Origin of the sequence: Paracoccus nototheniae, assembly GCF_004335005.1 — a bacterium.
Taxonomy (GTDB): Bacteria; Pseudomonadota; Alphaproteobacteria; order Rhodobacterales; family Rhodobacteraceae; genus Paracoccus; species Paracoccus nototheniae.
In genome coordinates, this window is record NZ_RQRT01000020.1 from 1 (window position 1) to 13,421 (window position 13,421).

A 13,421-nucleotide genomic window follows, 5' to 3' on the forward strand; every position below is an offset into this window, starting at 1 on the left:
CCTTTGACGATACCGACCTGATCCGCAATGTCGAAGATCTGGAATTCGCCGACCAGACCATCGCCATCGACACGCCGATCGGCATCGACGTGAACCTTGCGCTGGAGGTCGGGGATGCCCCTCTGGCGCTGCCGGCAAGCGGCGCGACGATCGGCCGCGTGACCGCGCAGGGCGTGCCGGGCAGCTTTGCGCTGGCCTCTGGCAGCAGCGCGCTGTTCAGTCTGGCGGGCGACGGGACGCTGGCCCTGACCGGCACCTTGGGCATCAATCAGACCCATCAGCTGGATCTGACCTTTTCGACCCTGGGGGTCAGCCAGACCGAGCGGCTGCAGGTGCGGACCGGCACCAACAGCGCCGATGCGATCACCGGGTCGACCGGGGATGATCTGGTCTATGGTCTGGGCGGGGTCGATGTGCTGACCGGCGGAACCGGCGACGACGTGCTGTTCGGTCAGGCCGGAAACGACACGCTGAACGGCGGCGACGGGCGCGACATTCTGTCCGGCGGTCGCAACAACGACCAGATCCAGGGCGGCGCGGGGGATGACCTGTTCCTGTATGCCTGGGGCGATGGCAGCGACGTGGTCAACGGCGGCGATGGCGCCGACCGGCTGCGCATCACCGGCACCGCCGGAAACGAGACGCTGACCGCCAGCTGGAACGGCACGACACTGACCGCGCTCAGCGGCACCAGCGCCATCGTCTCGGTCGAACAGATCGAGGTCGATCTGGCGGGCAGCGCCGACACGCTGGTCTATGCGGCGGGCTCTGCCGGGGTCGTGGTCGATCTGGGGGCGGGCACCGCCTCGGGCTTTTCCGCGATCGCCAACATCGCCAATGTGCGCAGCGGCAACGGGGCCGACGTGCTGACCGGGAACGATCTGGCCAACAGTCTGAATGCGGGCGGCGGGAACGACTTTTTCGTAGTGCGCACCGACAATGCCAGCGATCTTTACACCGGCGCGGCGGGTTTCGACACGCTGGACCTGTCGGCCTATGCGACGGATCTGTCGGTCGATCTGTCCTTTGCGACAGCGACGGTGCTGGGAACCGGCGCGACCGCGGCCCTGTCCGACAGGGTCCAGTCGGTCGAGGCGCTGATCATGGGTCAGGGCGCCGACCTGGCCTTTGGCACCGCCGCCGCGAACCGCCTGCAAGGGGGGGACGGTAACGACACGCTGAGCGGCGTGAACGGCAACGATACGCTGGAAGGCGATCAGGGCAACGACCTGCTGGTCGGCGGCGCGGGTCTGGACGTGCTGACCGGGGGGCTGGGCGATGATGTCTTCGTCTTTGCCACGACCACCCACAGCACGCTGGCGGCCTCGGACGTGATCACGGATTTCGGGCAGGCGGGTGCTGCGGGGGGCGATCTCATCGATATCGGCGACATGGCGGGGCTGACCTTCCTGTTCGTCGGAGAGGCGGGCTTTGCCAGCGGCGGCACCAATCAGGTCCGCATCTTTGATAACGGAACGGACACTTTCGTTCAGATCGATACGGACAACGATACCGCAGCAGAGGCGCAGATCCGCCTTCTGGGCCTGCACGATCTGGCGGCATCCGACTTTATCCTGTGACACCCGCCTTGCGTTCATCACCCTGACGAAAAACACCGCCTCATCCCGTGTCGGATGAGGCGGTGCCGGTTTTTCAGGCAGGACATCGGCGCGGCGGCCTTGTGCCCCCGTGCGGATGGGCCTGCCGGGTTATTCGTCTGTGATCTCCATCTCGCTTCTGCGTGCCATGCGGATCGCGACGATCGTGCAGATCGCACCGGACAGCAGATAGATGCCCGCCGCCCACAGGCCCAGATAGCTGGCCACCGACAACGCCGTCAGCGGCGCAAAGCCCGCCCCGAACATCCATGACAGCGACGACACCAGCGCCGAGGCCGTATAGCGGTTCCGCTTGCCGAACAGCGATGCGATCACGCCCGAACTTTGCCCAAAGCTGAGACCCAGCAGGATAAAGCCCAGAACGATATAGATGGTGGCCCCCTCGCGCCCTGCGGCCAGCAGCAGCGGGCCGAACAGGGCAAAGGCCCCGATGGCCAGCGCGCCCAGCATCAGCAGACGCTGGCGTCCGATGCCGTCAGCGATATAGCCGGATGCGACGATCGAGCCGATCCCCGCCACCGATCCCAGCATCAGCGAATACAGCACCAGCTCGGGCGCGTCGTTCGAATAGAGAAACACCCAGGACAGCGGAAAGATCGTCACCATGTGGAACATCGCAAAGCTGGCCAGCGGCACGAAGATGCCCAGCACCATGCCCCGCCCGTCCTGCCGCAAAGTCGGGCGGATGCGCGTGGGGTTCAGCTCGCTGGAGGTCAGCATGGTGTCGAAATCGGGCGAGGCGACGATCCGCAGCCGGGCGAACAGCGCCACGACGTTGATCGCGAAGGCCACGAAGAACGGATAGCGCCAGCCCCAATCGATGAATTCCTCGGCCGAGACGTTGATCAGCAGATACACATACAGTACCGCCGCGACGAACAGCCCGATGGGCGCGCCCAGCTGGGGAATCATCGCGTAAAAGCCCCGCTTTTCGCGCGGCACCGACAGGGCCAGCAGCGATGGCAGCCCGTCCCACGCCCCGCCAAGCGCCAGACCCTGCCCGATGCGCAGTGCCGCCATGATCAGGATCGCCCACCAGCCAAGCGTGTCATAGCTGGGCACCAGCCCCATCGCCACGGTCGAGGTGCCGAGCAGCAGCAGCGAGGCCGTCAGTTTGGCCTTGCGGCCCACGGCGCGGTCGACGGCCATGAAGATCACCGTGCCGACAGGCCGCGCCACAAAGGCCAGGGCCAGCAGCACAAAGGATGCCAGCGTCCCCTCGACCGGGCCGAGAAAGCCGAACAGGCGCGCCGGAAAGACCAGAACGCAGGCGATCGAAAAGACGAAGAAGTCGAAGAATTCCGATGTCCGCCCGATGATCACGCCCACCGCGATATCCGAGGGAGAGACGTGATGGTCGTCCGCATCCTCGCGCGTGTTGAGACGTGATCCGGCCGATCCGGGTTGAACTGACGCCGCCATGACTAGACGCCTCCTGAAAGGAATGGTGCAGCGGTGCCGGGCGCATCGCTGCTTGATTTTCTGCCTGAAGATCGCATGCCCGCAGGTCCGGGTAAAGGAAATGGGGCGAAATGTCCTAGGTCAACTTGCCGCCTTTCTCATCCGTGGCCTACACAGTAGGTCATGCGCCGGGCCCGTCAGCCGGAACTGTGATTGCGAATCACCCGATCCCGGCCTGCGGCGCCCCTGATCAAGTATGACGAAGGTATGATGCGGATGTTCAAGCGAACCCTGTGGCTGCTGCCCCTGATCGTCCTGTCCGCCTGCAAGGCCGAGGTTCTTGCACCGACAGGCGACATCGCCGCGCAACAGCGCGATCTGCTGGTCTGGGCGACCATGATCATGTTGATCATCATCGTCCCGGTTCTGGTGCTGGTCGTGCTGTTCGCATGGCGCTATCGCGCCCAGAACCGCGATGCCAGCTATGACCCGGACTGGAGCCATTCGACCAAGCTGGAACTGGTGATCTGGGCGATTCCCGCGCTGATCATCATCGCGCTTGGGGCGATGACCTGGGTCGGCACGCATCACCTTGACCCCTACCGCCCGATCCAGCGCATCTCGGCCGACCGCCCGCTGGAGGATCAGACCCCGCTGGTGGTCGAGACCGTCTCGCTGGACTGGAAATGGCTGTTCATCTATCCCGAACTGGGCGTGGCCAGCGTCAACGAGCTGGTCGTGCCGGTGGATCGTCCGATCGAATTCCGCCTGACCTCGTCGTCGGTGATGAACGCCTTCTACATCCCCTCGATGGCCGGAATGATCTATTCCATGCCGGGGATGGAGACCAAGCTGCATGGCATCTTCAACGCCGAGGGCAGCTTTCAGGGCATGTCGTCGCATTATTCCGGTGCCGGTTTCTCGGGCATGCGGTTCAAGGCGAATGCCGTGCAGGCCGACGCGTTCGAAGAATGGGCCGCCGAGACGCGCGAGGCGGGGGGCGATCTGGACCGCACCGCCTATCTGGATCTGGCGCAGCCTTCCGAGAACGTGCCGCCGCAACGCTTTGGCGCCGTGGATGCACAGCTGTTCTCGCGCGTGGTGAACATGTGCGTCGAGGATGGCCGGATCTGCATGGCCGAGATGATGGATCTGGACCGTCAGGGCGGCATCGGTCTGGCGGGCACCATGAACACCCAATCGCAACAGGTTGCCGAACGCGACATCCGCCGTGGCGAACGCGCGCCCACCTTGGGCTGGCAGCCCTTCTACGTCACCGGTCTTTGCTCGCCCGCCGAGGAAGATCAGATGCTGACCCTGCGGGCCGATCTGCCGCCGCACCCCTCTGATGCGTCGCCGCTGCGCGGTCATGGCCTGCCGCATCCCAGCCTTGGTCTGATGGACCGGCTGAGTCCGCAAACCCCGGTGGTCACCGAGCTGTCGCGCCCGTCGCCCGAAGGCGACGCCGACAACCTCTGAGACGAGAGACAGGATACGACAATGGCCACGATCGATCACAGCACGACCTTTCTTTTCGGCCGTCTCAATTTCAGCGCAATCCCCGAAGACCCCATCGTATGGGCGACCGCCTTCGTGGTCGCCATCGCCGGGGCGGGCCTTCTGGCGGCGCTGACGAAATACAAGCTCTGGGGCTATCTGTGGCACGAGTGGTTCACCTCGGTGGACCATAAAAAGATCGGCATCATGTACATGGTGCTGGCGATCGTGATGCTGGTGCGCGGCTTTGCCGATGCGGTGATGATGCGGCTACAATCGCTGTTGGCCTTCAACGGGTCCGAAGGCTATCTGAACGCGCATCACTATGATCAGATCTTCACCGCCCATGGCGTGATCATGATCTTTTTCGTGGCGATGCCGTTCATCACCGGGCTGATGAACTATCTGGTGCCGTTGCAGATCGGCGCGCGGGACGTGTCGTTTCCGTTCCTGAACAACCTGTCCTTCTGGCTGACCGTCGGCGGCGCCGTGATCATCATGGCCTCGTTGTTCGTGGGCGAGTTCGCTCAGACCGGCTGGCTGGCCTTTCCGCCGCTGTCGGGCATCGGCTTCAGCCCCTGGGTGGGCGTCGATTATTACATCTGGGGCCTGCAGGTCGCAGGTGTCGGCACCACGCTTTCGGGCATCAACCTGCTGGTCACCATCATCAAGATGCGCGCGCCGGGCATGGGTTACATGCGGATGCCGATCTTTACCTGGACGGCCTTGTGCACGAACATCCTGATCGTGGCGTCGTTCCCGGTGCTGACCGTGACGCTGGTCCTGCTGACGCTGGACCGCTATGTCGGCACCAACTTCTTCACCAGCGAGCTTGGCGGCAACGCCATGATGTATGTGAACCTGATCTGGATCTGGGGCCATCCCGAGGTTTACATCCTGATCCTGCCGCTGTTCGGCGTCTTCTCCGAGGTGACGGCGACCTTTTCCGGCAAGCGGCTGTTCGGCTATACCTCGATGGTCTATGCGACGGTCTGCATCACGGTTCTCAGCTATCTTGTCTGGCTGCACCACTTTTTCACGATGGGATCGGGTGCGTCGGTGAACGCCTTCTTTGGCATCACCACGATGATCATCTCGGTGCCTACGGGGGCCAAGCTGTTCAACTGGATCTTTACCATGTACCGGGGCCGCATCCGGTTCGATCTGCCGATGATGTGGACGGTGGCCTTCATGCTGACCTTTACCGTGGGGGGCATGACGGGTGTTCTGCTGGCCGTGCCGCCTGCAGATTTCGTGCTGCACAACTCGCTGTTTCTGGTCGCGCATTTCCACAACGTGATCATCGGCGGCGTGCTGTTCGGCCTGTTCGCGGCGATCAACTTCTGGTGGCCCAAGGCCTTCGGGTTCAAGCTGGACGTCTTCTGGGGCAAGGTCAGCTTCTGGCTGTGGGTCGTGGGCTTCTGGTTCGCCTTCATGCCGCTGTACATCCTTGGCCTGATGGGCGTGACGCGGCGGATGCGGGTCTTTGACGACCCCGATCTGTGGATCTGGTTCGCGGTGTCCGGTCTGGGCGTGGCGATGGTCGCGGGCGGCATCGCGGCGATGCTGGTGCAGTTCGCCGTGTCGATCCGGCGGCGCGAGGCGCTGGTTGACGAGACCGGCGATCCCTGGGACGGGCGCACGCTGGAATGGGCGACCTCTTCGCCGCCGCCGGCCTATAACTTTGCCTTCACGCCGGTCGTGCATGGTCTGGACGCCTGGAATGACATGAAGCAGGTGGGCCAGTCGCGCCCTCAGGCGACCTATATGGACATCCACATGCCCCGAAACACGGGCACCGGGGTGATCCTGGGGGGCCTGTCGGTGATCTGCGGCTTTGCGCTGGTCTGGTATATCTGGTGGCTGGCGGCGGCGTCCTTTGTCGCGCTGATCGCCGTCGCCGTCGCGCATACCTTCAACTATGACCGCGATTTCCACATTCCTGCGGATGAGGTCGCGCGGACCGAGGCCGAACGCGACCGCCAGCTTGCGGCGCATAGCGCCTGATCGGGGGACAAGATGACCACCACCACCACCACCGCAGAAGACAGGGCCGTCCAGTACTGGGACACCGAACCCCATCACCACGAGGATGGCGCGTCGACGAATATCGGGTTCTGGATCTACCTGATGAGCGACTGTCTGATGTTCGCGGTCCTTTTCGCCGTGTTCGGGGTTCTGGGCCAAAGCTATGCCGCAGGCCCCGGCCCGCAGGCCCTGTTCGAGCTGCATCTGGTCGCGATCAACACGGCCTTTCTGCTGCTGTCCTCGTTGACCTTCGGCTTTGCGATGCTGTCGATGGTCGTGGGGCGGCAGGATCGGACGCTGATGTGGCTGGCGGTCACGCTGGTTCTGGGTCTGTCGTTTCTGGCCGTCGAAATCTATGAGTTTCAGCACCTGATCCATCTGGGTGCGGGTCCGCAACGATCCGCCTTCCTGTCGTCGTTTTTCGCGCTGGTCGGCACGCATGGCCTGCATGTGGCCTTTGGCTGCCTGTGGCTGACCACGCTGATGATCCAGATCCGCCAGCACGGGCTGACCGGGGCGAATATCCGGCGGATGACCTGCCTGTCGATGTTCTGGCACTTTCTGGACGTGATCTGGATCGGCGTCTTCACCTTTGTCTATTTGCTGGGAATGATCTGATGGCCGATACCGCACATCCCAAGGCCCCCGCCCACGGGCATCACGCCGATGGCCATGATCACGGAACCTATCGGTCCTATGCGATCGGCTTTATCCTGTCGGTCATCCTGACGGCGATCCCGTTCGGTCTGGTGATGGCGGGGGGCTTGGAAAGCCGCCTGCTGACCGGCGGCATCGTGATCGCGGCAGCGGCCATCCAGATCGTCGTGCATATGGTCTTTTTCCTGCATATGAACGGCCGCTCGGATGATGGCTGGACGATGATGGCGCTGATCTTCACCGCGGTCGTCGTGGTGATCATTCTGGCCGGATCGCTGTGGGTCATGCACAACATGAACGCTAATATGATGCCGCAGATGAACCATGACGGCGCACCGCCGGTCACCGGTTTCGGAACCTGAGCCATGGCGCGGGGCCGGGGTCCGCTGCGGTGGGGTATCCTGCTGCCCGGCGCGGTCCTGTGCCTGATCTTTCTGGGCCTTGGCATCTGGCAGGTTCAGCGGCTGGAATGGAAGCGCGACCTGATCGCCCGAACCGAGGCTGCGGTGACTGCCGCCCCGGTCCCGGCCCCCGGCCCCGGGGCGGCTGATCAGATCAGCGAATACCGCCGGGTTTCGGTCAACGGTCGGTATCTGTCATCCGAGGATACTCTGGTGCGCGCGGTCACCGCGTTCGGGGCCGGATATTGGGTCATGACACCGTTCCGGACCGAACAGGGCTGGCAGCTGCTGGTCAACCGGGGCTTTGTCGCGGTGGACCAGATCTCGGCCTATGATCCCGCAGCGACGGATCTGGACCGCACCCTGACCGGCCTGATGCGTGCGCCCCAGACCGACGGCGCGTTTCTGCGCAGCAACGACCCCGGGGCGGATCGCTGGTTCTCGCGCGATGTTCAGGCGATTGCCGATGCCCGGGGCGTCGGACCGGTCGCGCCGTGGTTTCTGGATCTGGACCGCATGCCGGACGTCGCCGCCCCGATCGGCGGCCTGACGGTCGTGTCATTCCCGAACAGCCACCTGACCTATGCGCTGACATGGTTCGCGATGGCCGCCGGGCTGGGTTTCGTTCTGGTCTTCATCCATCGCCACAAGGACGAACCAGAGGCCTGAGATGCGACGATTGCCGAAGGCGGTTCGGGCGCCCGGCAAAGGACGACCCGCGCGTCTTGCCACGGCCCTTTTGCAAGCGGTCGGGGATTGTCGGACGTCACCCAGAGCGCCATGGCCGGTCGAGATCACCAAGCCGTGTTGATATCGCCCCCCTCAACCTTGGCGCGAGATGCATATCGACCCGTCGTGACGAAAAAAACGGCAGGCCCCCTGAAACCCCAAAATTTATCTTTACAGCTGCGCCAGCCCTGTCCATCCTGCCTTATAAACCAGTTTACTAAACCGCTTTATAGGATCGGGACGGAGGGTATCGTGGCCAATCTGCAGGACGTGGCAACGGCTGCGGGCGTGTCGAAGACGACGGTATCGCGCTATCTGAACGGATCGCTGGAGCTGCCCGAGCGGACCGCGACCCTGATCGACACGGCCATCCGGGCGCTGGATTACACCCCCAATCCCCATGCCAGACGGCTCAGCCTGGGGCGTTCGGATACCATCGCGCTGATCGTTCCCGATATCTCCAGCCCGTTCTTTGCGGCGCTGGTCGGCGCGGTCGAGGCCGAGGCCAGCGATATGGGTCTGGCGCTGGCGCTTTATGCGACGCTGAATTGCCCCGAGCGGGAGCTGTCCTATCTGGATCTGGTGCGCAAGGGCCATGCCGATGGGCTGATCTTCATCACCAACCATGCCAGCAGCCCCGACCTGAGCGCCAAGATCAACAGCCTGCCGCGCTGCGTGGTGGTGGATGAAAACGTGCTGGACACCCATGCGCCCAAGATATTTTGCGACAACCGGCAGGGCGGCTGGCTGGCCGGTCGTCATCTGGCGCGCGCCGGTCATCGCCATGTCCTGTTCGTGGGCGGCGTCGATCAGATGGTCAGCGGCGAACGCCGATATGCGGGATTCGTCGCCGGCATGACCGAGGTGGCGGGGGCCGACCTGCGGATCGACCGGTCCTGCGGCCCCTATACCACCGAGGCCGGGCGCGCCGCCGGACGGGCCTTTGCCGCACAATCCCCGGATTTGCGGCCCACCGCCATCTTTGCCACATCGGACGAGCTGCTGATCGGCCTTTACGAGGTTCTGGGCCAGTCGGGCATCCGGGTGCCCGATCAGGTTTCGGTCATCGGCTTCGACGATGTCGGCCCCCTGCATCTGTTCGCCCCCGCCGTGACAGCGGTGCGACAGCCGGTCCGCGAACTGGGGCAGCGCGCGCTGCGGCTGCTGACGCGGATCGACCCCCAACCCGCAGAAAAGCCCCCGTCAGAGGAGCTGCTGCCTGTCACGCTGATCGAGCGGAACTCCGTTGCGCCGCCGATCCGCCCGTTCAACCGCAACGCCAACAGCGAGGAATCATGATGACCCCCACTTTGAACCGCCGCCACGCGCTGGCCGCCCTGCTGACCAGCGGCCTGATCGCCGCCGCCTTTCCCGCCGCCGCGCAAGAGGGAAAGACCTTTGCGCTGGTCCAGATCAACCAGCAGGCGCTGTTCTTCAACGACATGAACCGCGGCGCACAGGAGGCCGCCGATGCCGCTGGCGCCACCCTGCTGATCTTTAACGCCAACAACGATCCGGCGGCCCAGAACAGCGCCATCGAGACCTATATTCAGGAAGGCGTGGACGGCATTGCCGTCGTCGCCATCGACGTGAACGGCATCATGCCCGCCGTGCAGCAGGCGGTGGATGCGGGAATCCCGGTCGTGGCCATCGATGCGATCCTGCCCGAGGGGCCGCACTCGGCCCAGATCGGCGTGGACAATGCGCAGGCCGGGGCCGATCTGGCCGCCGTCGTCAACGAGGCGCTGGCCGAGGGGTCCACCCTGGGCATCGTCGGCGCGCTGAACTCGTTCATCCAGAACGTGCGGATGGACGGGTTCGAAGAGGCTTTGGACAGCGCCAAGGTCACCGTCGCGGGCACGGTCGATGGTCAGAACGTGCAGGACACCGCACTTGGGGCAGCCGAAAACCTGATGACCGCCAACCCCGCCCTGACCGCGATCTATGCCACCGGAGAGCCGGCCCTGCTGGGGGCCATCGCGGCGGTCGAAAGTCAGGGGCGGCAGGCTGACATGGCCGTCTATGGCTGGGATCTGACCGCGCAGGCGATTGCCGGTATCGATGCGGGCTATGTCAAGGCGGTGATCCAGCAGGATCCGGCAGGCATGGGCGCCGCCGCCGTCGAGGCGCTTGGCACGCTGTCGGATGACGGCACGGTCGAGCCGGTGATCTCGGTCCCGGTGACCATCGTCACGCAGGAGAATGTCGACCCCTATCGCGCGGTCTTCGAATGATCGCAGCGGCGCATCCGGCAGGGCAGGGGGATCATCCCCCTGCCCATCCCCCCGCCATCCTGTCGCTCTGCGGCATCACCAAGACCTTCGGGTCGCATCAGGCGCTGCGTGGGGTCGATCTGGACATCCGCGCGGGCGAATGCCTGGGGCTGATCGGCGACAATGCCGCCGGAAAATCGACCCTGTCGAAGGTCATGTCAGGCACCTATGTCCCCGATGGCGGCCAGATCCTGCTGGACGGCAAACCCGTGCGCTTTACCACCCCGTCCGAGGCGCGCGCGCAAAAGATCGAGATGGTCTATCAGGACCTGTCGCTCTGCGATCATGTCGATGTCGTGGGCAATCTGTTTCTGGGCCGGGAACTGAAGCGCGGCCCCTTTCTGGATCAGCCCCGCATGCTGGCCGAGGCCGAAAAGATGCTGGCCGCGCTGGAAATCCGCATTCCCCGCCTGACCGCCAAGGTGGAAAAGCTGTCGGGCGGCCAGCGTCAGGCCATTGCCATCGCGCGGGCCGCCAGCTTTGATCCAAAAGTGCTGATCATGGACGAACCCACCTCGGCGCTGGCCGTGGCCGAGGTCGAGGCGGTTCTGGCCCTGATCAACCGGGTCAAGGCGCGTGGCGTGGCCGTGGTGCTGGTCACCCACCGGATGCAGGATCTGTTCCGCGTCTGCGACCGCATTGCCGTCATGTACGAGGGCACCAAGGTCGCCGAACGCGCGACAGCCGACACCAACCTGCAGGAACTGGTCGATCTGATCGTCGGCAAAGGGGGCCATTGATGTCAGTCTATACCGAACGCAAGGCCGGATCGCCGATGGCCGATTTCGTGGGCGAACATGCGCAGGTTCTGTCGATTGCGGTGTTCTTCTTGCTGTGCATGACCATTTTCGGGCTGTCCAGTTCGACATTCCTGACCACCGGCAACCTGTTGAACGTGCTGCGTCAGGCGGCGCCCATCCTGATCGTCGCCGTGGCCATGACGCTGGTCATCACCACCGCCGGGATCGATCTGTCGGTCGGATCGCAGGTGGCGCTGATCAATGCCGTCTGCGCGATCGCCATCGGCGCGGGCCTGCCCTGGCCGCTGGTCGTGGTCCTGATGCTGGCGCTTGGCGCGGGCGTCGGTGCCGCGCAGGGCTGGTTCATCTCCTATCAGGGGATCCCCGCCTTCATCGTCACGCTGGCGGGCCTGTCGATCCTGCGCGGCGTCGCGCTGTACCTGACCGAGGGGTATTCGATTCCCATCACCAATGTCCCGGGCTTTTTCTGGCTGGGGCGCGGCACGCTGGCGGGCTTTCCCGTGCCCGCGCTGATCGCGCTGCTGATCGCGGCGCTTGGCTTTGTGGTGATGCTGCGCACCCAATATGGGCGCCAAGTCATCGCGGTGGGATCGAACATGGAGGCCGCGCGCCGGGTCGGCATGCCCGCGAAACGGGTGCTGGCATCCGTCTATGTGGTGGCCGGGCTGGCCTCGGCGGTGGCGGGGATGCTGATCGCGGCGCGGCTTGGGTCGGGGTCGTCGAATGCCGCGCAGGGGTTCGAATTGCAGGTGATCGCGGCCGTGGTGCTGGGCGGCACCTCGCTGATGGGCGGCAAGGCCTCGATGCTGGGCACGGTGCTGGGCACCATGACCATCGCGGTGATCGGCAACGGGCTGATCCTGCTGCACATCTCGCCCTTTTTCACGCAGATCGTGACGGGCGCGATCATCCTGATCGCCATCTGGCTGAACACCAAGCTGTTCGACCGGGGCTTTCGGTTCGGAAAGGCGCGCACATGAGCGAATTGTCCCCCTGTCACACCGGTTCGGGTCAGGTGATGACCGTCAGCGGGCCCATCCCTTCGGTCGATCTGGGCCACACCCTGATGCACGAGCATCTGCAGAACGATTGCCGCTGCTGGTGGAATGCGCCCACCGATCCGGCCCGCCAGCATCTGGCCGACCGGCCCGTCTGCATCGAGATCCTGTCGGAACTGCGCCAAGACCCCTTCGTGAACCGCCACAACATCGCGCTGGACGACCCCGATCTGGCGATCGAGGAGCTGCGCGCCTTTGCCGCCGCTGGCGGGCGCAGCGTGGTGGATCCGACCTGTCGCGGCATCGGGCGCGACCCGGTCACCCTGCGCCGCATCGCGCGGGAAACAGGGCTGAACATTGTCATGGGCGCGGGCTATTATCTGGCCAGCTCGATGCCCGAACAGGTGGCGCATCTGTCGGTGGACGACATCGCGGACGAAATCGTGGCCGAGGCGCTGACCGGCACCGATGGCACCGATGCGCGCATCGGCCTGATCGGCGAAATCGGCGTGTCGTCGGATTTCACCCCGGAAGAGGAGAAATCCCTGCGCGGCGCCGCCCGCGCGCAGGTCCGCACCGGCCTGCCGCTGATGGTGCATCTGCCGGGCTGGTTCCGGCTTGGGCACCGGGTGCTGGACGTGGTGGAATCCGAAGGCGCCGATCTGCGCCACACGGTCCTGTGCCACATGAACCCCTCGCACGCTGATCCGGTCTATCAGGCGACACTGGCGCAGCGGGGGGCCTTCGTCGAATTCGACATGATCGGCATGGATTTCTTTTACGCCGATCAGGGCGTGCAATGCCCGCCCGATGACGACGTGGCACGCGCGATCATGGGGCTGGCGGAACAGGGTTTTCTGGACCGCATCCTGCTGTCGCAGGACGTGTTCATCAAGATGATGCTGACCCGTTATGGCGGCAATGGCTATGCCTTTGTCACCCGCCGTTTCCTGCCGCGCCTGATGCGGCACGGCCTGTCCGCCGCCGATTGCGACAGGCTGATGGTGACGAACCCGCGCCGCGTCTTCGACGCCACTTTCTGACATTCGCGAAAGGA

12 protein-coding genes are annotated in these 13,421 nt (G+C 64.5%); 11 read left to right on the top strand and 1 reads right to left on the bottom strand.

Going from position 1 to position 13,421, the window contains the following annotated elements; all coding sequences use genetic code 11:
• A partial coding sequence (locus tag EG885_RS09495; RefSeq protein WP_131574243.1) for a calcium-binding protein occupies positions 1 to 1,580 on the top strand: 1,580 nt, incomplete at its 5' end.
• A 129-nt stretch (positions 1,581 to 1,709) separates the two neighbouring features.
• Here EG885_RS09495 and EG885_RS09500 read toward each other — a convergent pair.
• Entirely contained in the window at positions 1,710 to 3,041 is a 1,332-nt protein-coding gene (locus EG885_RS09500) for an MFS transporter (RefSeq protein WP_131574244.1), read from the bottom strand.
• 255 nt (positions 3,042 to 3,296) lie between these two features.
• Here EG885_RS09500 and cyoA point away from each other — a divergent pair, with 255 nt between their 5' ends.
• From cyoA to EG885_RS09550, 10 genes are all read left to right on the top strand, one after another.
• Positions 3,297 to 4,499 carry a ubiquinol oxidase subunit II gene (gene cyoA / locus EG885_RS09505; RefSeq protein WP_242679590.1) on the top strand — a complete coding sequence of 401 codons (1,203 nt, stop codon included), beginning with the start codon at positions 3,297 to 3,299 and terminating at the stop codon, positions 4,497 to 4,499.
• 21 nt (positions 4,500 to 4,520) lie between these two features.
• Positions 4,521 to 6,524: a cytochrome o ubiquinol oxidase subunit I gene (gene cyoB / locus EG885_RS09510; protein ID WP_131574246.1), complete on the top strand. Its 2,004-nt coding sequence runs from the start codon at positions 4,521 to 4,523 to the stop codon at positions 6,522 to 6,524.
• A 12-nt stretch (positions 6,525 to 6,536) separates the two neighbouring features.
• Positions 6,537 to 7,163: a cytochrome o ubiquinol oxidase subunit III gene (gene cyoC, locus EG885_RS09515; protein WP_131574247.1), complete on the top strand. Its 627-nt coding sequence runs from the start codon at positions 6,537 to 6,539 to the stop codon at positions 7,161 to 7,163.
• Positions 7,163 to 7,564, top strand: a complete 402-nt coding sequence (cyoD, locus tag EG885_RS09520; protein ID WP_131574248.1) for a cytochrome o ubiquinol oxidase subunit IV — start codon at positions 7,163 to 7,165, stop codon at positions 7,562 to 7,564. The genes cyoC and cyoD overlap by 1 nt, the downstream gene beginning before the upstream one ends.
• A 3-nt stretch (positions 7,565 to 7,567) precedes the next feature.
• Positions 7,568 to 8,272 carry an SURF1 family protein gene (locus EG885_RS09525; RefSeq protein WP_131574249.1) on the top strand — a complete coding sequence of 235 codons (705 nt, stop codon included), beginning with the start codon at positions 7,568 to 7,570 and terminating at the stop codon, positions 8,270 to 8,272.
• A gap of 312 nt (positions 8,273 to 8,584) precedes the next feature.
• Entirely contained in the window at positions 8,585 to 9,631 is a 1,047-nt protein-coding gene (locus EG885_RS09530; RefSeq protein WP_131574250.1) for a LacI family DNA-binding transcriptional regulator, read from the top strand.
• Positions 9,631 to 10,566, top strand: coding sequence for a substrate-binding domain-containing protein (locus EG885_RS09535; protein ID WP_131574286.1), 936 nt, complete (start codon positions 9,631 to 9,633; stop codon positions 10,564 to 10,566). The genes EG885_RS09530 and EG885_RS09535 overlap by 1 nt, the downstream gene beginning before the upstream one ends.
• Complete coding sequence (locus tag EG885_RS09540; RefSeq protein WP_242679591.1) at positions 10,563 to 11,345, top strand: ATP-binding cassette domain-containing protein; 783 nt, start codon at positions 10,563 to 10,565, stop codon at positions 11,343 to 11,345. Before EG885_RS09535 ends, EG885_RS09540 begins: the two co-directional genes overlap by 4 nt.
• A complete protein-coding gene (locus tag EG885_RS09545) occupies positions 11,345 to 12,346 on the top strand; it encodes an ABC transporter permease (RefSeq protein WP_131574251.1) in 1,002 nt (333 codons plus the stop codon). The genes EG885_RS09540 and EG885_RS09545 overlap by 1 nt, the downstream gene beginning before the upstream one ends.
• Positions 12,343 to 13,407, top strand: a complete 1,065-nt coding sequence (locus tag EG885_RS09550) for a phosphotriesterase family protein (RefSeq protein WP_131574252.1) — start codon at positions 12,343 to 12,345, stop codon at positions 13,405 to 13,407. The genes EG885_RS09545 and EG885_RS09550 overlap by 4 nt, the downstream gene beginning before the upstream one ends.
• Positions 13,408 to 13,421: the final 14 nt, after the last annotated feature.